The following is a 24,167-nucleotide window of genomic DNA, read 5'->3' on the forward strand; positions in this document are numbered from 1 at the left end:
AAAAGTTATTAACGATAACGTTTGAATTTTATTAAAAAGCTAAATATAGAATAAATGACTGTTTATAATCGCAAAACTTTAATAGATTAGCGTAGTTATTATCAAAAAAACAATGGATATCAAGATAAATAAAATAGGTGTGATGACTTCTGGAGGTGATTCTCCTGGTATGAATGCCGCGATAAGAGCCGTAGTTCGTACGTGCGCATTTCATGAAATAGAATGTGTAGGTATTTACAGAGGTTATCAAGGTCTGATAGAAGGTGATTTTAAACAAATGAATGCTCGTAGCGTTAATAATATCATCAATAAAGGTGGTACTATATTAAAGAGTGCTCGTTCTAAAGAATTTATGACTAAGGAGGGACGTGTTACCGCTTACGCGAAAGCGAAAGAAGAAGAGCTAGATGCTCTAGTAGTAATAGGTGGAGATGGTAGTTTTACTGGTGCGATGGTATTCTCTCAAGAATTTGATTTTCCTGTAATGGGAATTCCTGGTACTATTGATAATGACATTTATGGAACGTCTTCTACTCTAGGATATGACACAGCACTTAATACTGTTGTCGAGGCGATAGATAAAATACGTGATACGGCTAGTTCTCATAATAGACTATTCTTTGTAGAGGTAATGGGTCGTGATGTAGGTTATATAGCTCTTAATGCTGGTGTAGGTGCTGGTGCAGAAGAGATTTTAATCCCAGAAGAAAATTTAGGTAAGGAACGTCTTATAGAAAGTCTTAAAAGATCTAGATTATCTGGTAAGTCTTCTAGTATAGTAGTCGTTGCCGAAGGTGATAAGACTGGTGAGAATGTTTTTGAACTTAAGGATTATGTAGAAGAAAATTTACCTGAGTATGAGGTAAGAGTATCTGTATTAGGTCACATGCAGCGTGGTGGTTCTCCATCTTGTTGGGATCGTGTTCTTGCTAGTAGAATGGGTGTGAAGGCTGTAGAAAGTTTGCTAGAAGGTAAAACTAATTTTATGGTAGGTATAAAAGATACTAAAATGGTTTTATGTCCTATAGATAAGGCGGTAAAAGGTAAAACAGACATAAATCTAGAGTTATTGCGTGTAAGTGATATCATGACCACTTAAAAAAGGGGCTAATAACTAGTACAATGAATTAACAGACTCTAACTGTATAAAAAGGAGAAACTAAAAAAGTAAAAGGCAGTTTTGCTGCTTTATAGAGTACTTAAAAAAGATTGTTAAAAAATTTAAATATAAAAAGATGAGTAAAAAACTTAGATTAGGAATTAACGGATTCGGTCGTATAGGTCGTATCGTTTTTAGAGCTACATTAAAAAGAGAAAATGTAGAAGTAGTAGCTATCAATGACCTTGTAGATGTTGAGCAACTTGCATACTTACTTGAATATGATTCTGTACACGGTAAATACGGTGGTACAATAGAAATTAAAGATGGTAACCTAGTTATCGATGGTGTTGAAGTACGTGTTACTAGTGAGCGCGATCCTAAGAACCTTAAATGGAATGAAGTGGACGTAGATGTGGTTGCAGACTGTACAGGTATCTTTACAGATTTAGATAGCGCACAAGCTCACCTAGATGCTGGTGCAAAGAAGGTAGTAATATCTGCTCCATCAAAAACAGCTCCTATGTTTGTAATGGGTGTTAATGATTCTGAATTAACTGCAGACCATAAGATCGTTTCAAATGCATCTTGTACCACTAACTGTCTTGCGCCAATGGCAAAGATTCTTAATGACAACTTTGGTATCAAAGAAGCATTAATGACTACTATACACGCAGCTACAGCGACTCAACAAACTGTAGATTCACCTAGTAAGAAGAACTACCGTCTAGGACGTAGTGCTTTAAATAACATCATTCCTGCAACTACTGGTGCTGCTGTGGCAGTAACTAAGGTAATTCCAGAATTAGCTGGTAAATTAACTGGTATGGCTTTTCGTGTGCCTGTAGTAGATGTATCTGTAGTAGATCTTACTGTTAAGTTAGAAAAAGAAACTAGCATAGAAGAAATTAATGCTGCATTTGAAAAAGCTTCTAAAGGCGATATGCAAGGTGTAGTAGGTTATACTACTGAGGCTGTTGTATCTCAAGACTTTGTAAGTGATGACCGCACAAGTATCTATGACGCAAGTGCTGCAATAGAGCTTAATCCTACTTTCTTTAAATTGGTAAGCTGGTATGATAACGAGTTTGGTTATTCTAACAAACTAGTTGACCTAGCAGAGAAAGTTAACTCTTTATAAAATAATTATCAAAGCTGTTAGGTAATCATCTAGCAGCTTTTTTATTTTTACACAAAATTAAATATTACTTATGATCCTCATAACAGATAGTGGTTCTACTAAATGTGACTGGATAGCCATTAATAACGATGGTGAGCAGTTATTTAAAGTACGTACTCAAGGTTTAAATCCAGCTATTTTAACTGTTGAGCAACTACAAGAACGTATTCTGGCTAGTGATGAGCTAGTTGCTGTAAAAGAAAAGGTAGAAAGGGTTTACTTTTATGGAGCAGGATGTGGTACTGAAAAACCACGTGCTACACTAGAAGGTTTGCTACAGTCCTATTTTAATAAGGCAAGCGAGGTAGTCGTGAGAGAAGATACAGCTGCGGCCGTGTTTGCAGCGGTAGGAGACAAGCCTGGTATCGTTTGTATTCTAGGTACAGGATCTAACTGTTGTTATTCTGACGGTAAAAAAATCCATCAAAAGGTAGTATCTCTGGGATATACAATTATGGATGAGGCTAGTGGAAACTGGTATGGTAAAGAACTGATAAGAGATTACAGTTTTAAAAGAATGCCAGAAATTATTAGAGAGCGATTTGCAGCAAACTATAATCTAGAATGTGATTATATGAAACGTAATCTTTATAAAGAACCTAATCCTAATGCATTTCTAGCTTCTCATGCTGAGTTTATTTTTCAAAATCTAGACGAACCTTATATTAAAAAGGTATTACGTCGTGGTTTGAGAAAATTCTCTAGAAATATGATTCTTCAATTTCATGAAGAGATAAAACAATATAAAGTTCACTTTGTAGGCAGTATAGCACATTTTGCAGAGCGACGTATCAAACAAGTTGCAGACGAGTTTGATTATGAAGTAGGTAATATAGTACGTAGACCTATAGATGGTCTAGTAAAATACCATATCAATAAATTGAAAACAAAACAATAGTTTTCATACCTATTAAAAACAAAAGCCGTTTCTATTTTTAGAAACGGCTTTTGTTTTATAATGTATAGTAAATAGAGTGATTAGAAGAATTTAATAGACTCTATTTCTATTTTAAAATCACCTACTATTCCTTCGGCTACATAGAAATTATACCTAAGAATATGTTTTAAAACAGAAAGATCTACGTCATAATCTACTATTTCACCAAACTTTACATGTTGAAAATCTGCAATGGGAAAATGTACGGTAGTCCAGTTATCTGGTAAAGTATGTATCATGAAACCTATTTTTTCATGTTGCCATCCTTCATTGTATTCTATTTCAAACGCATAAGGACGTCCATCTGTCTTAAGTTTTATTTCTATAGAAGTGTACTGACTTAAATCTTGATCTATTTTATTAGACCTTATGCAGCTCCATGCACTATTGTTTATATTTCTTATGGTACCACTATAAGTAATGTGGTTATCATGCTGTTCTATTATACTAGAAGATTTACCTCCAGTTACTCGATCATCAAAGGGCAACCATTGATATCTCAATTGCTCCTTACCAAATGTAATCTCGGTAGGAACGATTTTATTAACTTTAATCATTCAGGGGAATTTAAAATTAGGGGTGTGCAAAATTACTCCACAACTTCACGTTATACAAGTCTAACGTTTATAAATCATCAACATTGTATGTTCTAATCGTAAATTATCCTTAATAAACTAGGCTTTTTGTTCCATTATTAATAGTTCTTGGGTGGTGAGATCTTTAAAAAAATAAATAGAGTATTCCTTTTCATTCACTCTATATTCCATTAAAAATTCTAGATTTTTTAACTTTCTAAAATCTACATCATTTACACGCCATTGAGGATAACCGCCCATTAAAACAGGTGCAGTAGTAGGTTTAAAAGTTTCTTTAACTTTCTTGTAAAGTGTCCATGGATGGTTAGGTTCCATAGTAGTTATAGCTTTATGTATATCTGGGAATCTGTGAATTACTTCTTCCCAAATAGGAAGACTTTCTTGTTCTATTTTCTCAATATTAGACAGCTCTTGTTTTAAGCTATCAGGTAGATTTTCTTTTTTATGTACCACATAGTCATATTTCTTTTTATCATTAAAACCTTTAGTTAGATCTATGTATAAACTTATAGCTACATTTTCAAATAGATAGGTACCTGTGTATAAAAATGCTATTTCTTTTTTATTCTGTGGGATAGGATAAATATCAGCGAGAGGATAGGAGTCAAAGGACATGGTTTCCTTTTCTAAGGCGTATGCTTTTAGAACATGAGGTTTCAATGCATTTACTACAGTTTCTATCTCTAAAGCAGTAATCTCGGTATGTTCTTTTTTACTAGCCATTAAGTTTTCATAATACCTAATGGGTTTACCTAATAATTTTTCTAAATATTTAAACATAGTGATCTGCTTTAAGAGGTTTAAAACTAAAAAAAGCGCTGATGTAAATCAGCGCTTTTTGAAACATTTTTAATAAATATTACTCGTTTTCTTCTGAAGCTTCACTTTCGTTAGCTTTTTCTGCCGCTTCAGCTTCAGCAGCTGCTGCTGCTTCTTCTTCCTGTTTTACCATTTGTCTTTGAAGAATGTTCAATTGCTTTTGCTTTTCTTTGATAACATCTAGTTCTTTAGAAAGCTCTGCAATGTTTTTCTTAGTTTGAACTAAGAATGGATTCTTATCATCCTTTGCGTTGATAAACTGCAGGTTGTTATCCAGTTGTCTAACTTCATCCTGTATTTCATCACGTCTTTTCTTTAGGTAAAAACGCTCGTTTTTGAAATCATTTGCATCACCATTTTCTAGACTAGCTAGTTTATTCTGGTACTTCAACATTTCAGCATCTACAGCATTTAAGCCGGCAGCTTTTAACTTTGCATGAAGCAGTTTTTCAAACTTTTCTTGAATCATGCGTTTGTTATAAGGCACACGACCTATAGCAGCCCATTGCGACATGTGTTGCTCAACATCTGCAAGCATTGCTTTTTTATCATCTTGAGGAATCATTTCTTTTAATGCATCATAGACTTTCATCTTTGCATCAAAGTTCTCAAGCTCTTCTTTACTGTCCTCTTTCTTTTGAGCACTTTTCTTATCAAAGAACCCATTACATGCCTTTTGAAAACGTTTCCAGATTTTATCACTGTCTTTTCTAGGGACATGACCTATTTGTTTCCACTCTGCCTGTATACGCTTCATGATTTGAAGTCCTTCAGCAAAATTCTCGTTATCTTGATGCTCTTCAGCGATCGCGATTAACTTCATTTTTGCGTCTAGATTATCTTGTTGCTCTTTCTTAAGACCTTTATAGAAATCATTTTTTGCTTTATTGAATTCTCTAGTACCGTTTCTAAACTGGTTCCATAATTCATTATTTACCGCTTTAGGTGCAGGACCTGTTTTAGTAAATAATTCTCTTAAAACATTAATTTCTTCTAGTCTGTCCTGCCATTCTTTATGATTTTTGGCACCTTGGTGCGTAATCTTCTGAATTTCGGCAACGATATTCTCTTTTACTAGTTGGTTTTGAGCACTCATTTTATCACGCTCTTCATAATAAGCTTGTCTCTTATCATGAATAATTTTTGTAGCAGCGCTGAATTCGTCCCATATAGGGTCACGCTCTTCCTTTGCAACAGGGCCTGCATCTTCTTTCCACATGCGGTGTAACTCTTGTAACTCTCTAAGTGCTTTGTGTATATTTTCTTCGGCACCTAATTCTACAGCACGAGCTATAATTTTCTTTCTGAAATCAAGATTACGTTCAAAATCTTTATCTCTTAACTCTTTACTTAGATCGATGTAATCATAGAAATTCTGAGTAGCAAGTCTGTAATCTTCCCAAGTAATGTTATAAGCATCGTGTGGTATGTTACCAGTAGCTTTCCATTCATCTTGATAATTATGGAACTTTTTAAATGTAGTCCCTATGTTTTCTTCTTGGTTGATCAATTGCTTGATTCCTTCAATGATCTGGCGACGCTTCTCAAGGTTATCTTCTTGCTGCTTGCGCTTATCTCTTTGAAATTGACCTTTTTGTTTTCTATATAAAGAATGCAGCTCATAAAATTGAGTTGCTAGTTCATTTTTGTATTCAAATACAGGTGCAGGCTCGTCTTCTACAGGAGGATTTTCTTCTGTAAATTTTGCTAGCGCTTCTTTTTTTGCATCAGCATCTGCAGTTTCAAATGCTTTTTTGATATCATCAGCTTGTGTTCTAAAACTGTTGATAGGGTATTCCTGCATTAACTCTCTAAGCTCTGCGATAAGAGCTGGCATTTCCATTGCATAATAATCCTTTTCAGGAATTTCTTTTATACTATCATCTTGTGGCTCGTTATCATCATCTTCATCCACTTCTACGATAGGATCTGTCGTGTTTGCAACAGTATCTTTTTCTTCTACAATAGCATCTTCATGAGTAGTAGAGACATCTTCTACCTTTTCTTCTGCTTTATTACTACCTTCTTTAACAGGCTCGTCATTTAAGCCGTCACTGTCTGTTGTTTCTTGACCTTCAAGTGTTTGCCTAGGCGTGGTAGATTCTTCTACCATTGCATTTTCAAGAGAATCTTGTGCTTCCATATGTACATTATCCATTTCTGGTTGGTTTCCGTCTGCGTTGTGCAGGTTGTCATTCTTATCCATTATCTATTTTTTAATAGTAGTGGCAAGATAAATAGATTTTCTTGAACCACAATTCTATAGCTGTTTACTTATTCCATAGTTCCCAAGCTTTTTCTGCTTGGTGAACTAACATTTGATATCCATTAGTCACTCGAGCCCCTTTTTGCTGTCCCAATTTCATAAACATGGTTAACGCAGGGTTGTACACCAGATCATAAAGAACGTGAGATTCATTAAGATATTCATAAGGAATATTAGGTCTTAATTCTACATCTGGCGTCACACCTAGTGGTGTTGTGTTTACTATTAGACTTACCATTTCCATAACTTCTTTAGTAATAGATTTATAATCTATAGTAAATTCGTCTTTTGGGTCTCTACTCACAAAAAGATATGGTACTTGTAACGCCTCTAGAGTATAGGCTATTGCCTTAGAGGCACCGCCAGTTCCTAAAATCAGAGCATTTTTTTGTATAGGTAGAAAAGGTTCTAGACTTTTACCAAATCCATAACAGTCTGTATTATGACCAGTCCATACGTTATCTTCTATAGTGATAGTATTTATGGCGCCTATTGTCTTTGCCTCGTCACTTAGCACATCTACCACTTCTAGCATGTCTTCTTTATAAGGAATAGTCACATTGAGACCTCTTATAATTTCAGATTTGCCATTTGTGGTGCGAGATTCTTTGTTGTAGGTTACGCTTTCGCGAAAGCGAGACAGCAAAAACTCTCTACTCATTTCAAAATTTCTATAATGATGATCATCTAGTTTTAAATTCTCAAATTTTTCTGAGAAGTAGGCGCGTGAAAAACTGTAATCCAGTCGTTCTCCTACTAATCCAAAAACACTAGATGGGATTTGCTTTATTTCCATAACGGTCTAATATGTATACACTTAAAAACCCTATTATAACCATTATTATGGCTATCCAGGTTTGAGTTTCATTAATTTCTGGCCAGTAACGGCTGTAGTTTTCTAATATTTTTTCACCACTAGCATCTATGGCTATACTGCCAGAGTTAGTGAGCTGATATATTTCTTTTTTCCATGGCCATACTACGCCCAAAGATCCTGCTATAAAACCTATAATCATGGCATTAGTCTCATTGCGATAGTGTTTAATAGTCCAGCCTAAGAGATGGGAAAGGCTAATAAGGCCTACTATAGAACCTAGAACAAATGAGGTAAGTATAGCCAGCATATCCATGTGTGCTGTGTTATACCACCATGAAAAATCACCTTGTACAACAGCGACCATAGTGTCAAAAAAGGTGTTGATGCTGTCTACTAATAATAAGACATAATTGCCTAATAAAATTAGTATAAAGCTACCACTGAGGCCAGGTAGAGTCATCCCAGAAATACTCACCATACCGCAAAAGAAAACAAATATAAGATTGGGGTTTTCTCTAGCTGGGTCGAGTAGGGAAGTGCCTACACCTATGGCTATACCTATTATAAGAATGATTACATTATTGCGTGTCCACTCTCCATAACTTCTAGATATATAATAAATAGAGCCTAAAATCATACCGAAGAAAGTAGCCCATACGAGTATAGGATAATACTGTATCAATAGATCAAAACCTTTACTTACGGTAAAATAGCTTAGTGCTTCTCCTAAAATTAATAGAGTGAGAAAACGACCATTTATATAATGGAAGAATGTCGCATACCTTCCAGAAATAAGTAATTTAAAAGCTTTGAGATTGAGTTTTTGAAGAGAGTAGATAAATTCTTCATAAAAACCACCTACATAAGCTACTACACCACCGCTTATACCAGGAACCTTATTTGCGGTTCCCATGGCTACTCCTTTTAGAATAAGGAATAGTTTATCGGTAAAGCTTCTCGTGGATTGTCTCAATTAGTCCGTTTTTTTATGAGCCCATTTTTCTAGGGCAAGTATCAATAAAAAGCCAGTGATGGTAAGTAAAATTACATATAATATTTGTGGATCGCCATTAAATGAAGAAGGTGATATGCTTTTTTCTAAAAATGGTACTTCTACACCATGACTATCTATACGTGTCTTAATGACTTGTTTCCAAGGCCATAATTTATTTAGAGAACCTATCATAAAACCAGTAAGTAAGGCTAGAGTTAGGTTCTTCTGATTTTCAAATAGCCAGGTTAGTATTCTAGAAAAGACTTTTAATCCTACTACACAACCTATGGCAAATAGAAATAAATTTACAAAATAATCCCATGCCGCGGTCCAGTCTCCAGCAAGAATAGCTTCTAGAAAGCCAGATATAGAGCCTAAAACGGTTTTATAACTACCTAATAGTAATAGTAAAAAAGCACCAGAGACTCCAGGTAAAATCATAGCTATAATGGCTATGAAACCAGAAAAGATAATATACCACCAGCTATCTGGAGATCCTAAAGGCTCTGCAACGGTAATGTAATAAGAAATCGCGGTACCTATAATAATAGCTATTAACGCGGTTATGTTCCACTTAGTAATTTGTTTACCTATATATAGCACACTTGCAAGTACAAGTCCAAAGAAAAATGCCCAAACTAATACAGGAAAGGTGTGTAGTAAGTAAGTGATAAGCTTAGAAAGGCTCAATATACTTATGGCTATACCTGCGAGAAGACTCAATAAAAAGCCGAGATTGTATTTTACAAAGGTGTTCTTAATTCCTACTTTAAAGAGATCTTTAAACACATTAAAATCGAGTCCATCTATAGTTTTTATTAACTCTTCATAGATCCCTGTTATAAACGCTATGGTACCACCAGATACTCCTGGAACAACATCTGCCGCGCCCATGAGTAGTCCTTTTAATACGGTAGTGATATTTTTATTTAAAGACATAATGGTTGTTTAAAATGAAATCCCAAGTTTTGACGCTTGGGATTTAAAATAGTTATATAAGAAAGAACGGTTTATCTATGGATAGTTTGTGTTCTATCTGGACCTACACTTACTACTTTGATAGGAATTTCTAATTCTTTTTCTAAGAAGGCTATGTAGTCGTTTAATTCTTTAGGAAACTGAGAAGGTTCTCTCATTTTAGTAAGATCTTCTTTCCAGCATTCAAACTCAGAATAAATAGGTTTTACATTTTCTGGTTCTATGTTATAAGGTAAGTGATCGATTACTTCTCCTTTATATTCATAAGCCGTACAGATTTTAAGTTTATCAAAACCAGAAAGTACGTCACCCTTCATCATCATTAATTGAGTTACCCCATTTACTTGACAAGTGTATTTAAGAGCTACAAGATCTAACCATCCACATCTACGTGCACGACCAGTTACAGCGCCAAATTCATGACCTACCTTTGCCATTTCTGCACCTACTTCATCAAAAAGCTCTGTAGGGAATGGTCCACTACCTACACGAGTTGTGTATGCTTTAAAGATTCCATAAACTTCACCTATTTGATTAGGTGCAACACCTAGACCAGTACATGCTCCAGCAGCAGTGGTGTTAGAAGATGTTACAAATGGATATGTTCCAAAGTCTATGTCTAATAAAGATCCTTGAGCACCTTCGGCAAGAATAGTTTTACCATTCTTTTGTGCTTTTTGTAAATACTCTTCAGAATCTATGAAGGTAAGTTCTTTAAGCAATTCTACTGCTTTAAAGAATTCTTCTTCCATCTCTACAAGATTGTATTGAATATCTACGTTGTGAAAAGCGATAAGTTCTTCATGCTTGTTAGCAAGAGCTCTATATTTTTCTTTCCAGCTGTCTAGTTCTAGATCACCTATTCTAATACCGTTACGACCAGTCTTATCCATATAAGTAGGACCTATTCCTTTAAGAGTAGAACCTATTTTTGCCTTTCCTTTAGATGCTTCAGATGCTGCATCTAGTAAACGGTGTGTAGGCAAGATGATGTGAGCTTTTCTTGAAATAATCAATTTACTCTTGATATCTAAATCAAATTGTTTTAACCCATCTAGTTCTTGTATAAAAACTACAGGGTCTATAACCACACCATTTCCTATCACATTAGTAGATTTCTCATGAAAAATACCTGAAGGAATAGTTCTTAATACGTGCTTAATACCGTCAAATTCTAGTGTGTGCCCAGCGTTTGGACCACCTTGGAATCTTGCAATAATGTCATAATTAGAAGTTAGAACATCTACAATTTTACCTTTTCCCTCGTCGCCCCATTGAAGACCGAGCAATAAATCTACTGCCATTTTTACTGTTTTTCAGTTGTGTTTTTAACGCCGTAAAAGTATAAAGAATGATTGGTAATCTTTACATTAAATACCTCTTCAATTGTCTTTTTTATCGACTCTATTCTTGGATCGCAAAATTCGATCACTTCACTAGTATCTGTAAGAATTAAATGATCGTGCTGTCTGTCAAAATATGACTTCTCATAATGAGATTGATTTTGACCAAATTGATGCCTTCTTACCAGTTTACTTTCTAATAATAATTCTATGGTATTGTAAAGAGTAGCGCGGCTTACACGGTAGTTTTGTTCTTTCATTTTACCGTATAATGACTCTACATCAAAGTGCTCTTCACTAGCATAAATCTCGTCTAGAATCGCATAACGTTCTGGTGTCTTGCGATGCTTGTTTTCACTTAGAAATTGAGTAAAAACATTCCTTACTATTTCCTGTTCTTTTTCCAGTGTGTTAATAATTTCACTCATATTTTATGATCTGGTTACCTTATCGATACCATTTATTTTATTTATGTTTTGTATAAGAGACGTAAGTAAATTCTTGTTAGGAACTACTACGGTGATTTCTCCTGTAAATATGCCATGATTACTATTAAAAGAAATGTTTCTAATATTTACATGCATACTCTCTGAGATGAGCTTGGTAATTTCTTGTACCAGTCCCATTCTATCTATACCTGTTAATTTTAATTCTGCTTTATACTCTCTTTGAGTAGAATCTATCCATTTTGCACTGATAATTCTGTAAGCAAATTTACTTTGCAAACTTATAGCATTAGGACAGTTATTCTTATGTACTTTTATCCCTTCACTTACTGTTGTGAAACCAAAAACAGAATCGCCAGGAATAGGGTTACAACACTTTGATAAGGTGTAATCTAGTGTAGCACCTTCTTTCCCAAAGACTAGAGCATCATAATTCTCTGTTACTTCTTCTTTATTAAGGTCGGGATTTTCTTTTGGTTTTCTAATCTTATTTTTAAGAAAGGAGTAAAGAGCATTGCTGCGGCTACTCGCATATTCTTTGATAGCTTTGTTATCTATCGTTCCATTTCCAACTCTGTAAAAAAGATCGTGACTGGTTTTTAACTTAAAGAAAGTAACCATCTGGTTCACACTAGTCTCATCTAGGTTGATTTTCTGAGATTTTAATTTTCTTGCTAAAATCTCTTTACCATCTGCCGCGATAAGCTTTTGATCTTCTTTAAGAGCACCTTTTATTTTTGCCCTAGCTCTTGCTGTTGTAGCATAGTCCAGCCAGTTCTTTGTAGGTTTTTGATTTTCGGACGTGATAATATCTACTTGATCACCACTCTTTAATTCATGCGATAGTGGGACTAATTTACCGTTAACACGTGCACCACGAGTGTGCAAGCCTACTTCTGTGTGTATAGAAAAAGCAAAGTCTAGTGGTGTAGAATTTTTAGGTAATGACTTTAATTCTCCCTTTGGTGTAAAGACAAATATCTCTTTACTGTAAAGATTCAATTTAAATTGTTCTACAAAATCTACTGCATTGCCATCTTGATTTTCTAGAGCTTCTTGCAGTCTGTTTAACCACTCTTCTAGACCGTCTTCTTTACTACCTTGTTTATATTTATAATGTGCAGCATAACCTTTTTCGGCTATTTCATGCATACGCTCAGATCTTATTTGTACTTCTACCCATCTTCCATCAGGTCCCATTACAGTGATGTGTAATGCCTCATAACCTGTAGATTTAGGAGAACTTATCCAGTCTCTTAATCGTACCGGATTAGGTGTAAAGTGGTCTGTAACTACAGAGTATATTTTCCATGCAAGAAACTTCTCGTTTGCACGATCACTTCTAAAAATGATACGTACCGCAAACTTATCGTACACCTCGTCAAAGGTGACTCCTTGTTTCAACATCTTACGACGTATGGAAAAAACAGATTTAGGTCTACCAGAAATACGGTATTCTAGACCTTCTCTTTGTAAACTGTCATCTATAACGTGACTAAAATCTTCTATATATGCTTTTTGTTCTTCTTTACTCTCTACTATCGATTTTTGAATATCATTAAAAACCTCTGGTTCTGTATATTTTAAACCTAGATCTTCTAATTCTGTTTTAATATTATATAAACCTAGTCTGTGAGCAATAGGAGCGTAGATGTATAAAGTCTCACTAGCTATTTTAACCTGTTTATAATCAGGCATGCTGTCCATAGTCTGCATGTTGTGCAGCCTGTCGGCTATCTTAATAATAATAACACGTATGTCATCATTAAGAGTAAGCAACATCTTACGGAAATTTTCTGCCTGTTGCGATATATCTGCATCTTTCTTAAGGTGCGCTATTTTAGTAAGTCCGTCTACTATACGTGCTATGGTCTCACCAAATAGTTGTTCAATATCAGATAACGTGTACTTTGTATCTTCTACAACGTCGTGTAGTAACGCTGCAGCGATAGCAGTGGCATCTAGACCTATCTGTTTTGCAACTATTTTTGCAACCGCAATAGGGTGAAAGATATAGGCCTCTCCAGATTTACGGCGCTGTGGTGCGTGTGCTTCCACCGCGATGTCAAAAGCCTTTCTAATCAGCTTTTTATCTTCATCGGTGAGCATTTGATAACTTATCTTTAATAGGTCTTTATAACCTTTAGCTATCTGCTTGTTTTCTTCTTTAATCTCGACATCAGTCATATATAGTAAAGTTAAGCTACTTTGTGGATATGAGCAATTATTTTATGCTTTCTAGATAGGTATTTTTATTCCGCTTTCGCGAAAGCGGAACCGACATACTATTTATCTTATTTATAAACAGCTATCAGCACACCAAAATTACCATCCATTTGTTTTATGTTGTTATCTAAGTCGTAAACTCTTGACACATATCCATCTAGATACAAAGCATTTTTACAATCTTGTTTTTTAAAAAATGTAGCCAGGTCATAAAAGTTTATTTTTTCCTTAGAAAGAGCAAAAAGCAATTTGCCATCTGGTAAAATACCTACTGCATTGCGTATATGAACATTTTTTGAACCTTCATTAAATGCGTCATGTATTTTTCCATCTATCACAAGCATGGGACCAGATTGTGTGGCATATTTTAAATCTTCTATTTGAATAGCGGTGCTGCTTTGTATAATTGCCTTACCATTTTTTTGAATCCCAAAAACTCCATTAGGTTGAAGATAAAAGTTACCAAAGGCTTTTTGAACAGTGTCGAGTGCTTTAATAATGTGACCGTTTTCAATGTACAAACCTTGTGGTGAGTGGTCTTTTAGGTACATACCACCATTCATGGCGTAGTTGAGTTTTTGATCTTTAAGTTTTAAGTGCTTTTCAAGATTGGTAAAAGTGTTGATCTTGTTTCCATTATCATCTTTCCAGTAAAAGGCTAGATTTTCATTATCTAGGTCTACTGTTTTCAAATGGAATCTAGGGTCTTTTATGGTTAGCTCTTCTTTTTCTTGGGCACAAGAGTGTAATAGTAGGGTAAGACTTAGAATTAAAATGAAGTAGTTCGTTTTCATATCACAAGATCGAGGTTCTAAATTTATAAGAAAAATCTGCCAAATGGTAGAGCATTTCTTAGATTTTTGTTAAGCTTTTAACATCTCAAATTATAGATGAGATTTATGCTCTATTTTGTCATCCAATTAAACTTTACCCTATACAAATGAAAAGAACTATTATTACTAGTATGTTGCTATCGCTCGTTTTATTATCGAGTAGTTGTAAAACGACTAGAGATGCTGTTGCTGCAAAAAGTAAACCATCTACCGAAAAAAGTAGTAAGAAGAAGCCTAAGTTTAAATCGTATTCTAAAGTTATTACGAGCGATGCCGTTACTGATGACGGTTTATTTAAAACGCACCAAGTAGATGAAGATTTTTTCTATGAGATCCCAACTGACTTATTAGAAAAAGACATGTTATGGGTTACTCGTATTGCACAAATTCCTTCTAACTTAGGTGGTGGTTATATGAATGCCGGTAGTAAAACTAACCAGCAGGTGGTGTCATGGCAGCGTTTTCAAGATAAGATTTTACTTAAGGTCAAGTCTTATTCTGAAGTTGCACTAGATGAAACTGCGGCGATTAACAACTCGGTTAAGGTTAATAATTATGAGCCTACTATGTATGCGTTTGATATACAGGCTTTCAGTAAAGATTCTACAGCTGTAGTAGTTAATGTGACTAAGTTTTTCAATTCTGATGTACCTTCTATAAGTGGTTTAAGTCCTAGATTGAGAAAACAATATAAAGTAAGAAGCCTGGATAAGAGCAGGAGTTTTATTAATTCGGTTAAATCATTTCCAGAAAATATAGAGGTAAAGCAAGATTTTACATTCACAGCTTCAGAGCCGCCATCTAATGGATCTGTAGGTTCTATAAGTATGCAAGTAAATCAATCTATGATTTTATTGCCAGAAGTAGCCATGCAGCCTAGATTATATGATCCTAGGGTAGGTTTCTTTACGGTAGGGCAAATAGATTACTCTAGCAAGGCTCTTAAAGCAGACGAGAAAACATACATACGTAGATGGAGACTAGAACCTAAAGACCCAGAGGCTTATGCTCGTGGTGAGTTAGTAGAACCTATTAAACCTATCGTTTATTATCTAGATCCTGGTACTCCAGAGAATCTTAAGGAATATATTAAACAAGGTATTGAAGACTGGCAGAAACCATTTGAAACTGCAGGATTTAAGAATGCTATTATAGCAAAAGATGCACCTACACTTGAGGAAGATCCTGAATTTAGCCCAGAAGACATACGTTACTCTGTAGTGCGTTATGTAGCAAGTACAACGCGTAATGCGGTAGGACCATCTGTAAGTGACCCACGTAGTGGTGAGATAATAGAGAGTGATATTATATGGTACCACAACCATTTAAGATCTTATAGAAATAGATATTTACTAGAAACTGGTGCTGCAAACCCAAGTGCAAGAACGCTGGATACAGATGCTAAGGAAATAGGAGAGATGATGCGCCAGGTAATAGCGCATGAAGTAGGTCACGCACTAGGTTTTCCTCATAACATGGCAGCTAGTTATGCTTATGATGTAGAAGATTATAGAGATGGTGAGTTTACTCAAAAGAACGGTATCGCAGCAAGTCTTATGGATTATGCACGTTATAATTATATCGCACAACCAGGTGATAAGAACATAAGATTTGTGCGCCAGATGGGACCTTATGATCATTATGCTGCAAACTGGGGTTATAGAGTTATACCTAACGCAACGTCTCCAGAGCAAGAAACGGCAACGTTAAATAGCTGGATTATGGAAAAGGCAAACGATCCTGTGTATAAATTTGGTCGTCAGAGCAGTAGATTTGATCCACAATCACAGACTGAAGCTATAGGTAATGATCCTATTAAAGCTAGTACTTATGGTGTGAAAAACTTAAAATATGTAGCTTTAAATTTACCGCAATGGACATCACAAAAAACTGATAACTATGACGACCTGGAAGAGCTTTACAGAGAGCTTTTAGGTGTGTACTCTAGATATGTAGGTCATGTAGTAACTAATGTAGGTGGTGTAAATGAAGATCTTAAAAAACCTACACAATCAGGTGCAGTGTACAGCACAGTAGATAAGAAAACTCAAAAAGAGTCTGTAGAGTGGATTAAAAATAATGTGATAGAAACACCTACGTGGTTAGTAGATAAGAAAATCGTTCAAAACATAAATCCAGATGGATATTTTGATGTACTTAGGTCTGTACAAGTAAGACATTTAAATAGTCTTTTGAGCCATGATCGTATAGGTAGATTGATCAACTCTGAGACTGTAGATACAGATTATTACAGCGCACTAGATATGTTACAAGATGTAAGAAAAGCAGTATTTTCTAGTTCTAAAGTAGATATTTATAAGAGAAATATTCAAAGAGCATACGTAGATAGACTGAACTATTTAATGACAGAAACGCCTAGACGTTCTACGTATAATGTAGCACAAAGCGATGTGAGAGCGCTAGTAAGAGGAGAGCTTAAAGCATTACAGTCTACATTGCGTAGCAAAAGAAATGCTTCGTCGAGTAAGGTAAACCGTTACCACTATGAAGATTTATTAGCTCGTGTAGATTTAATTTTGAATCCTAGATAGAGATAAAAACTTATTTTATTATTTAAAAAGCAATCTGAGAAGGTTGCTTTTTTTGTGTTCCGCTTTCGCGAAAGCGGAATAAACATCCATCTAACTAGACACTTTTTTAGTATTGATATAATGAAAAGCATAAGAGGCTATAAAACCAATGAGTGCAAATATGGAAAGCATTAAAAAAACCTTTTGAAAACCGAGTTCTCCAGGAGAATTATCTATTAAAATCCCCATGATAGGGCCCATAAATATATCTGGAGTAAATCCTACTATAGACATTAAACCTACTGCAGTACCTGTGACTGCCATAGGTATCTTACCTTCTTGTATAGCAGAGAAATATAGGGTTCTAAAGGCATAAACACCTGTTGCAACGGTGATAATGGTAAAACCAAATAGGAGCGTGGTCTGAGGTTCTATCTGACCAGAAGCAAATATTAAAGCGCCTAAAATGGTTATGGCAAAGCTTATTATCATCATAAAGGAAGAACGAGTTTTATCTGCCAGTAAACCTATGATAATTCCTATAATAATACGTATACCTAAGAGGTTACTACCTATAGCAGCAGACTCTGTTTCACTATATCCCATGACCTCGTTTGCATATTGTGAGTATATGTCGGTAATTTTATAACCTGTGTAAGCACATAGAATAATGACCATTAATAACCATACCGATGGGATTTTTAATACGGCTATATAATTTTTAAGAATTTGTCTATTAGATATCTTAGGAGATCGTGCGGTATCGCTATCATTATCTTTTAAAATAATTATTAATAAAATAGCTATTAGTGCGACAATTATAGAGGTTATAATGACTACATATTGATATGCGCTTTTACGTTCTAATAGACTTGCGGTTTCTGTTCCATCTATAAAAAGAATGGAGAATATAAGTATACCTAGCCAGCCGAATGCAAAGGAGACTAAACCACGACCGCCATCTAACAGTCCAAAAGCTAGTCCTTGTCTAGATGTACCACCCCAGACTCTAGTTGCTTTAATCATAGCTGCCCAGAATAAAAATATTGTGGTAAATCCCCAATATCCATAAAGTATGCTGAGTCCTAAATAGGAAGGATAAGTAGACATATAAATACCGCCTAGTGAGGTAAGGAGTAAAGAAATAGCCATGAGATAACGCGGTTGGTACTTATCTGCAAGGCTACCACCTATAAGATAGGATACAAATGCTACTATACCGTATATGGAAAAGCAGGCTCCTAGTTCCAGGTTAGTGAGTTCAAAAACATCTAAGACGGTAGGCCTAAAAATACGTGCTAGTACAAAAGGAAGTATAAAGTTAGCTTCTCCTGCTAGAATGAGGAGAATGATATTAATTAATTTTTGTCCTTTACTTAAAATATGAATTCTATTTAGGGTAAATGTAATAAATAGTTATCACAGAAAATAGGGCACAAAAAAGGCTACTCATTACAAGTAGCCTTTTTTAAATGGATAATGTGTTCTTATAAAGTAAATGACTTATAAAAAGTATTTCCTGCAGATTTCATTATGATAAAGTAATCTCCTTTTTTATCTGGAGATAATTGAAATATACGCTTTAAATTAGAAGAGTTAGAAATCGCTTCTTGATGTATCAACTCATCGTTGTAATATATGTTTACATCAAGGACTTCGTCATTAGAGGCTAGTTGAGAGATAAATAATTGATTTTCTCTAGCAACTGCTACAGGCTTATAAAAAGTGTTTTCTACAGAGAATTTTACAATACCATTTGTTACATTAAAAGATTTAGTAAGGATCTCACAGTCTTTATTTAATTCAATACTATAAGTACCGTTTTCTAAAGTTGTTAAATCAAACTGTTGTGTATAATTACCGTTTTCTTTAATCTTCTCACTATATAAAGTAATATCAGCTGCATCTTTAATAGTCAGTTGATGTCCTTTTTTCACGTCGTTAAATTGTACTACAGTAACACTTTTAGGTGGTACGATAGATGTTGCGTTTGCTGCATAGCCTGTTAACACGGTTAACATAAGTGCTATAAATAATAGGTTTTTCATTGCTTTCATCTTGTTAATATTTTAATGATGATTTACATGACAAATGTAGAACAGTATGCAAGTTTAGAAAACATCGTATTTGATCTAATTATATGTTATATTAACTTTATTAAAACATCTATAACGTTATAGTGTGAATATAGTGTAATTATGGAGCTGAAATCCATTTTTGTTAATGTTTAAATTGATAGTTTTATTCATTATTTTCTTAGAAAAAATCTTAATTATTTACGGTAAGATTAAGGTGTGTTTCTATTTAATAATGGAGAAATAAGGAAGGTGGATAAAGTGAAAGATGAACTATTATCTATATAGCTAAAAGAGCTAGCTCATTTACTAGATTAATTAGAGAAAAGAGTCGAGAAGAAAAGAAGGCGGGAAAGAGAGGTGTTAAATACAAATAGATGCTCAGTGAATAAAGAAGGTACAGTAAACTATTACTTATTTTCTATATGAAGTAGGTAATTACTCTATAAGGTGGTATTAAATTTTAAACTCAAAAATATAGGCATAAAAAAAGGCTACTTAAAAAAGTAGCCTTCACCTAAAATTTTTATTATTTCCTATAAAGTAAATGTCTTATAAAATGATTTCCCAGCAGATTTCATTATAATAAAGTATTCACCTTTTTTGTCTGGAGATAATTGAAATACACGTTTTAGATCAGATGAGTCCGAAATAGCTTCTTTATGCACTAATTCATTATTATAGTAAATCAATACATCAAGAACTTCGTCATTAGAGCTTAATTGAGAAACAAATAATTGATTATTTCTTTTAGTTGCTACAGGCTTGTAAAATGTCATTTCTGTAGACAGGTTTACAATTCCGTTTTCTACATTAAAAGATCGAGTTAATACCTCACTATCTTTATTTAATTCAATAGTATAACTACCATTTTCTAGAGTAGTTAAGTCAAATTGTTTTGTATAGTTACCAGTAGACTTAATAGTCTCATTATATAAAGTAACGTTTTCTGTATCCTTAATAGTTAATTGATGACCTTTCTTTACGTTGTCAAATTGTACTACAGTAACACTTTTAGGTGGTACGATAGATGTTACGTCTGTTGCATAGCCTGTTAACGCGGTTAACATAAGTGCTATAAATAATAGGTTTTTCATTGCTTTCATCTTTTTATTATTTACTGATGATTTACATGACAAATTTAGAGCAGGAGTAAGGTTTAGAAAACAACATTTTTGTCCTAATTGTATACTATATTAACTTTATGAAAACAACTATAACGTTATAGTGTGAATATAACATAATTATAAAATTAAAAAACGATATTTGCAGTGGTATAATTGATCGTTTTAATCTAGATTTTACATGTTATATAAGAAAGCTACCTTAAAAAAAATACAACCAGAATTCGGTGGTTCTGTGTTTGTACAAAAAAGTACAACAGAAAGAGGTGAGAACAAGCCTTTCTGGCATTTTCATCCAGAGATAGAGCTGGTTTATGTAAACGAGGGAAAAGGAAAACGACATATAGGAAACCATATGTCCTATTATAATGACAGCCAGTTATTACTTATAGGCTCTATGTTACCACATATAGGTTATACAGACAGACCTAATCATGGATCTGAATTACTGGTGCAGTTTCTTCCTGATTTTCTAGGAGAAGGTTTTTTCACCGTGCCAGAAATGATGCCAATTAAACAATTATTTGAACGTGCAAAGAATGGGTTGCTATTTAAAAAGGAAACAATAGAACGATTAGGATCTCAAATACACGATTTAAACGAGGTTCATGGTTTTGAAAGAACTATTCTGTTATTGAAAATCTTACATGATCTCGCTACTACTGATGATTATGAAATATTAAATGCAGAAACCTTCACTTTTGAAACAGAATTACAAGACAATTCTAAAACAGAAGTCATATATAAATACATCAACCAGAATTATAAAGAGCAAATACCACTAGAAGAGATAGCAAGTAAGGTAAGTATGACAGTTCCTGCTTTCTGTAGGTACTTTAAAAAGACATCTGGTAAGACCTTTACTAAAATAGTAAATGAATATAGAGTAGTGCACGCCACAAAGTTATTATCTGAATCTCAAATGAGTATAACTGATATTTGTTTTGAATGTGGTTTTAATAACTTCTCGCACTTTAATAAAATATTTAAAGAGATAACTGGTAAGAGTGCTAGTAAATACCGCAAAGAATTAAAGCAGATTTTAAATTAATAAAAAAGCATGCTCAGTCTGTAGACCGAGCATGCTAATAATCGTTTACGTTTTAATTTAATTAAGGACAGGTTTCTACAGTAACACTTATTTCTACAACATAAAAGGTGTTTTCTACAGTATCATAAACTCTTACATAGAAGATTTCTGTTTCTATACTGTTCATAAAAGGAACAGTACTATCTATTGGGTTGGTTTCCATATCAGCATCTGCCTCAGAACTGTAGTAGGTAATATCTATTAAGTTATCGTCTTCTTGTAAAATTTCATAGATACAGTTATCGTATTCACTCAAAGTCAATTCTGTAAAACCTGGTGTAGCAACATCTTCACACGCTGTAAAATTAAAGTCATAACAATCATCATTAGGTACGTTACAGTATTTGTGTATAATCAGTTCATCCAGTCCGTCAGTAAGTCTCATGGAATCTGAATCTAGAATTTCAGCTTTCCAGTTGCGGTTAAATTGTGTTTCTGTATCCACATCGCCATTTAAGCTTATGTTTACGTGTAATTGACTTTCTATCATGATAGATGTCCATGACCCTATAGCGGTTTCAGAGTAGTAACTAAAGTTCATCACTCCATTATCTACAAAGAATGAGCCGCCTAGGTAGTCGTTAGAAGAGATTTTAGAATATCCTACTTCCCAAACACATTCATCTAATAAGCCCTGACAGTAACGTATAAGTTCTAACTCTTCTTCAATACAATTATCTATACTTTCTTTTAATTGCTCGTTAGTGGTTATGTCTATAGAGCTTCCATCTGTTAATGTAGCAGCGATAGGGTAGCTTATACTTATAGAGTTGGTACTAGGTAGAACATCTAAAAAATCACGGAAGGCTTGATTTCCTATAATAAAGGTATTAGCGATTTCAATATCGTTGGAATCGTAGGTAAATATATTGATAGGATAAATAACCTGTATACAAGATATCGTATCCTCATCAGTTTCAGGATCACTGGCAACATCTGTTAGCAATTCATATAATTCAGAGTCCACTGCTATTAAATCTTTTGATATGGAGTCGTCATAATCTTCATAAGTACAGGAAACGATACTTAATACAGTTATGAGTAAAAGGATAATTTTTTTAAGGTTTTTCATAGCTTATAATTTAGGTTACATCTTATAGTATAAAACTCATTGTAATGGTTGCGTCCCATTACACACGATTGTATAAAATGAATTCTTAAATCCATTAACGATTCACATCACCTTTGTTAATAGTGTTTTAATAGCTTGTTAATTAAAGACTATAATAAGAAGTCTTGATTTTTTATTAACGCTATTACCGCAATTCCACCCATACCTTTAAATAAAAAACAACATGAGTACTAACGTAACAACAATAAACCCAGCAACAGGAAAAGAGATTAAAACATATGAATTAATGACAGAAGAACAGACTTTAAAAGCTGTGGAAAAATGTCATGATGCTTTTACTAAGTGGAAAGCTACTCCTATAGAAGAAAGAGGTAAAATTATTCAGAAAATCGGAGAAAAATTCAAAGAACATAAAGAAGAGTTTGCACAATTAATGACCGAAGAAATGGGTAAGATTATAGCCCATGGAAATGATGAGTTAGATCTTTGTGCAGCAATTTGTGAATATACCGCAGCAACAGGAGCAGAAGAACTTGCAGATGAAGAAAAGGGACTTGCCGGCGGTGGTAAAGGAATTGTTTCTTACTCACCTCTAGGTGTTATCTATGGTATACAACCATGGAATTTCCCAGCCTATCAAGTTGTGAGATATTCTATCGTTAATTTAATGGCAGGTAATGGTATACTACTTAAGCATGCAGCAAATGTTACTGGTAGTGCATTGAAACTGAAAGAGATTTATGAAGAAGCAGGATTACCTAAAGATCTATTTACCGTACTAATTATTGATCATGATGTAAGTGAAAAAATAATTGAGCATGACCTAGTAAGAGGTGTAACTTTTACTGGTAGTGCAGGTGCTGGTCGTAAAATAGGAGAGCAAGCTGGTAAAAATATTAAGAAGACTGTATTAGAGTTAGGTAGTAACGATGCTTATATAGTATTAGAAGATGCAGACGTAGAGCTAGCTATTAAAACATGTACGGAAGGTCGTATCTATAACAACGGAGAAACCTGTGTCGCAGCAAAAAGATTTATTGTAGTAGATGCTGTGTATGATCAGTTTAAAAAAGGCTTTGTAGAAAGCATGAATAATATAAAGTTAGGTGATCCAACAGACGAGAATACGCAGTTAGGTCCTATGGCTAGAAAAGACTTGAGAGAGAAAATTCACAATCAAGTTAAAGAAAGTATAGAAAACGGCGCTGAGGTATTGTGCGGTGGTGAAATACCTGAAGGTGATGGATATTATTACCCATCTACAGTTTTAGGAAACGTAAAACCAGGACAACCAGCTTATGATGACGAGCTATTCGGTCCTGTTGCTTCATTAATTAAAGCAAAAGACCAAGATGATGCCATGCGCATAGCAAATGACAGTCGTTTTGGACTAGGTGGCGGAATATTCAGTAAAGATGAAGATAAAGCAATAGAGTTAGCTCAAAATCACTTTGACACAGGTATGGTGTTTATCAATTCATTCGGTATCGCTCAAGTTGATATGCCATTCGGTGGAGTAAAAAATTCAGGTTTCGGTAGAGAACACGGAGGATTCGGTATTAAAGAATTTGTTAATGCAAAAGGAATCAGTATTTTAAAATAATGATTGCACATCAGTAATAGAAAAAACCACTGTGAGAGCAGTGGTTTTTTTTGTGTTTATAATTTCGCTTTCGCGAAAGCGTAATCCGGTTATTTTATCACGACAGTATAGACACTATCTATTCCAGTACCTGATAGA

Annotated in this window: 20 protein-coding genes; 6 read left to right on the forward strand and 14 right to left on the reverse strand. The window is 34.3% G+C overall.

Translation table 11 applies throughout. From position 1 onward, the window contains the following. The first annotated feature begins 112 nt into the window (after positions 1-112). The 3 genes from pfkA to ACJJVN_RS00540 all read left to right on the forward strand — a co-directional run bounded on the left by pfkA (position 113) and on the right by ACJJVN_RS00540 (position 3,177). The gene (gene pfkA / locus ACJJVN_RS00530) at positions 113-1,099 is read left to right on the forward strand and encodes a 6-phosphofructokinase (protein WP_104515910.1); all 987 of its coding nucleotides are present in this window, start codon (positions 113-115) and stop codon (positions 1,097-1,099) included. Between the two features lie 136 nt (positions 1,100-1,235). After that, complete coding sequence (gene gap / locus ACJJVN_RS00535; protein ID WP_104515911.1) at positions 1,236-2,240, forward strand: type I glyceraldehyde-3-phosphate dehydrogenase; 1,005 nt, start codon at positions 1,236-1,238, stop codon at positions 2,238-2,240. Positions 2,241-2,310: 70 nt separating this feature from the next. Further along, a complete protein-coding gene (locus ACJJVN_RS00540) occupies positions 2,311-3,177 on the forward strand; it encodes an N-acetylglucosamine kinase (protein WP_104515912.1) in 867 nt (288 codons plus the stop codon). A gap of 80 nt (positions 3,178-3,257) precedes the next feature. On the opposite strand, the gene ACJJVN_RS00545 is transcribed toward ACJJVN_RS00540, so the two are convergent. The 10 genes from ACJJVN_RS00545 to ACJJVN_RS00590 form a co-directional block, all read right to left on the reverse strand. Continuing rightward, positions 3,258-3,773, reverse strand: a complete 516-nt coding sequence (locus ACJJVN_RS00545; RefSeq protein ID WP_104515913.1) for a CIA30 family protein — start codon at positions 3,771-3,773, stop codon at positions 3,258-3,260. Positions 3,774-3,890: 117 nt separating this feature from the next. After that, positions 3,891-4,592, reverse strand: a complete 702-nt coding sequence (locus ACJJVN_RS00550) for a hypothetical protein (RefSeq protein WP_405376702.1) — start codon at positions 4,590-4,592, stop codon at positions 3,891-3,893. A 79-nt stretch (positions 4,593-4,671) separates the two neighbouring features. Continuing rightward, entirely contained in the window at positions 4,672-6,837 is a 2,166-nt protein-coding gene (locus tag ACJJVN_RS00555; RefSeq protein WP_405376704.1) for a DUF349 domain-containing protein, read from the reverse strand. 64 nt (positions 6,838-6,901) lie between these two features. Further along, complete coding sequence (locus ACJJVN_RS00560; RefSeq protein WP_405368202.1) at positions 6,902-7,693, reverse strand: shikimate dehydrogenase family protein; 792 nt, start codon at positions 7,691-7,693, stop codon at positions 6,902-6,904. Continuing rightward, entirely contained in the window at positions 7,668-8,687 is a 1,020-nt protein-coding gene (locus ACJJVN_RS00565) for a DUF368 domain-containing protein (RefSeq protein ID WP_405368203.1), read from the reverse strand. Before ACJJVN_RS00565 ends, ACJJVN_RS00560 begins: the two co-directional genes overlap by 26 nt. Continuing rightward, the gene (locus tag ACJJVN_RS00570; protein WP_405376706.1) at positions 8,688-9,647 is read right to left on the reverse strand and encodes a DUF368 domain-containing protein; all 960 of its coding nucleotides are present in this window, start codon (positions 9,645-9,647) and stop codon (positions 8,688-8,690) included. A 71-nt stretch (positions 9,648-9,718) separates the two neighbouring features. After that, positions 9,719-10,990: an adenylosuccinate synthase gene (locus ACJJVN_RS00575; protein WP_104515919.1), complete on the reverse strand. Its 1,272-nt coding sequence runs from the start codon at positions 10,988-10,990 to the stop codon at positions 9,719-9,721. Between the two features lie 2 nt (positions 10,991-10,992). Then, a complete protein-coding gene (locus ACJJVN_RS00580) occupies positions 10,993-11,457 on the reverse strand; it encodes a Fur family transcriptional regulator (protein ID WP_104515920.1) in 465 nt (154 codons plus the stop codon). Between the two features lie 3 nt (positions 11,458-11,460). Next, entirely contained in the window at positions 11,461-13,662 is a 2,202-nt protein-coding gene (locus tag ACJJVN_RS00585; RefSeq protein WP_104515921.1) for a bifunctional (p)ppGpp synthetase/guanosine-3',5'-bis(diphosphate) 3'-pyrophosphohydrolase, read from the reverse strand. Positions 13,663-13,769: 107 nt separating this feature from the next. Beyond that, positions 13,770-14,495 carry a phosphodiester glycosidase family protein gene (locus tag ACJJVN_RS00590; protein WP_405376708.1) on the reverse strand — a complete coding sequence of 242 codons (726 nt, stop codon included), beginning with the start codon at positions 14,493-14,495 and terminating at the stop codon, positions 13,770-13,772. 146 nt (positions 14,496-14,641) lie between these two features. Here ACJJVN_RS00590 and ACJJVN_RS00595 point away from each other — a divergent pair, with 146 nt between their 5' ends. Further along, entirely contained in the window at positions 14,642-17,086 is a 2,445-nt protein-coding gene (locus ACJJVN_RS00595) for a zinc-dependent metalloprotease (protein WP_405376710.1), read from the forward strand. 90 nt (positions 17,087-17,176) lie between these two features. On the opposite strand, the gene ACJJVN_RS00600 is transcribed toward ACJJVN_RS00595, so the two are convergent. The 3 genes from ACJJVN_RS00600 to ACJJVN_RS00610 all read right to left on the reverse strand — a co-directional run bounded on the left by ACJJVN_RS00600 (position 17,177) and on the right by ACJJVN_RS00610 (position 20,237). Continuing rightward, positions 17,177-18,475, reverse strand: a complete 1,299-nt coding sequence (locus ACJJVN_RS00600; protein WP_405376828.1) for a nitrate/nitrite transporter — start codon at positions 18,473-18,475, stop codon at positions 17,177-17,179. 77 nt (positions 18,476-18,552) lie between these two features. Further along, positions 18,553-19,113 carry a hypothetical protein gene (locus ACJJVN_RS00605; protein WP_146080419.1) on the reverse strand — a complete coding sequence of 187 codons (561 nt, stop codon included), beginning with the start codon at positions 19,111-19,113 and terminating at the stop codon, positions 18,553-18,555. Between the two features lie 563 nt (positions 19,114-19,676). Then, a complete protein-coding gene (locus ACJJVN_RS00610; RefSeq protein WP_170034608.1) occupies positions 19,677-20,237 on the reverse strand; it encodes a DUF3244 domain-containing protein in 561 nt (186 codons plus the stop codon). Positions 20,238-20,445: 208 nt separating this feature from the next. Between ACJJVN_RS00610 and ACJJVN_RS00615 the strand changes: the two genes are divergently transcribed. Continuing rightward, positions 20,446-21,315, forward strand: a complete 870-nt coding sequence (locus ACJJVN_RS00615) for an AraC family transcriptional regulator (RefSeq protein ID WP_104515927.1) — start codon at positions 20,446-20,448, stop codon at positions 21,313-21,315. 61 nt (positions 21,316-21,376) lie between these two features. Here ACJJVN_RS00615 and ACJJVN_RS00620 read toward each other — a convergent pair whose 3' ends face one another. Then, positions 21,377-22,426: a hypothetical protein gene (locus ACJJVN_RS00620; protein WP_405376712.1), complete on the reverse strand. Its 1,050-nt coding sequence runs from the start codon at positions 22,424-22,426 to the stop codon at positions 21,377-21,379. A gap of 223 nt (positions 22,427-22,649) precedes the next feature. On the opposite strand from ACJJVN_RS00620, the gene ACJJVN_RS00625 reads away from it, so the two are divergent. Next, positions 22,650-24,029, forward strand: a complete 1,380-nt coding sequence (locus ACJJVN_RS00625; protein WP_405376714.1) for an NAD-dependent succinate-semialdehyde dehydrogenase — start codon at positions 22,650-22,652, stop codon at positions 24,027-24,029. Positions 24,030-24,167: the final 138 nt, after the last annotated feature.

Origin of the sequence: Nonlabens sp. Asnod3-A02, from assembly GCF_045063755.1 — a bacterium.
In the GTDB taxonomy this organism is placed as follows: Bacteria; Bacteroidota; Bacteroidia; order Flavobacteriales; family Flavobacteriaceae; genus Nonlabens; species Nonlabens xylanidelens.

Coding starts and splice junctions, on each gene's coding strand:
- ACJJVN_RS00590 (WP_405376708.1), bottom strand. CDS start 14,495: ATGAAAACGAACTACTTCATTTTAATTCTAAGTCTTACCCTACTATTA.
- gap (WP_104515911.1), top strand. CDS start 1,236: ATGAGTAAAAAACTTAGATTAGGAATTAACGGATTCGGTCGTATAGGT.
- ACJJVN_RS00575 (WP_104515919.1), bottom strand. CDS start 10,990: ATGGCAGTAGATTTATTGCTCGGTCTTCAATGGGGCGACGAGGGAAAA.
- ACJJVN_RS00580 (WP_104515920.1), bottom strand. CDS start 11,457: ATGAGTGAAATTATTAACACACTGGAAAAAGAACAGGAAATAGTAAGG.
- ACJJVN_RS00545 (WP_104515913.1), bottom strand. CDS start 3,773: ATGATTAAAGTTAATAAAATCGTTCCTACCGAGATTACATTTGGTAAG.
- ACJJVN_RS00605 (WP_146080419.1), bottom strand. CDS start 19,113: ATGAAAAACCTATTATTTATAGCACTTATGTTAACCGTGTTAACAGGC.
- pfkA (WP_104515910.1), top strand. CDS start 113: ATGGATATCAAGATAAATAAAATAGGTGTGATGACTTCTGGAGGTGAT.
- ACJJVN_RS00585 (WP_104515921.1), bottom strand. CDS start 13,662: ATGACTGATGTCGAGATTAAAGAAGAAAACAAGCAGATAGCTAAAGGT.
- ACJJVN_RS00555 (WP_405376704.1), bottom strand. CDS start 6,837: ATGGATAAGAATGACAACCTGCACAACGCAGACGGAAACCAACCAGAA.
- ACJJVN_RS00570 (WP_405376706.1), bottom strand. CDS start 9,647: ATGTCTTTAAATAAAAATATCACTACCGTATTAAAAGGACTACTCATG.
- ACJJVN_RS00620 (WP_405376712.1), bottom strand. CDS start 22,426: ATGAAAAACCTTAAAAAAATTATCCTTTTACTCATAACTGTATTAAGT.
- ACJJVN_RS00615 (WP_104515927.1), top strand. CDS start 20,446: ATGTTATATAAGAAAGCTACCTTAAAAAAAATACAACCAGAATTCGGT.
- ACJJVN_RS00560 (WP_405368202.1), bottom strand. CDS start 7,693: ATGGAAATAAAGCAAATCCCATCTAGTGTTTTTGGATTAGTAGGAGAA.
- ACJJVN_RS00550 (WP_405376702.1), bottom strand. CDS start 4,592: ATGTTTAAATATTTAGAAAAATTATTAGGTAAACCCATTAGGTATTAT.
- ACJJVN_RS00595 (WP_405376710.1), top strand. CDS start 14,642: ATGAAAAGAACTATTATTACTAGTATGTTGCTATCGCTCGTTTTATTA.
- ACJJVN_RS00540 (WP_104515912.1), top strand. CDS start 2,311: ATGATCCTCATAACAGATAGTGGTTCTACTAAATGTGACTGGATAGCC.
- ACJJVN_RS00625 (WP_405376714.1), top strand. CDS start 22,650: ATGAGTACTAACGTAACAACAATAAACCCAGCAACAGGAAAAGAGATT.
- ACJJVN_RS00610 (WP_170034608.1), bottom strand. CDS start 20,237: ATGAAAAACCTATTATTTATAGCACTTATGTTAACCGCGTTAACAGGC.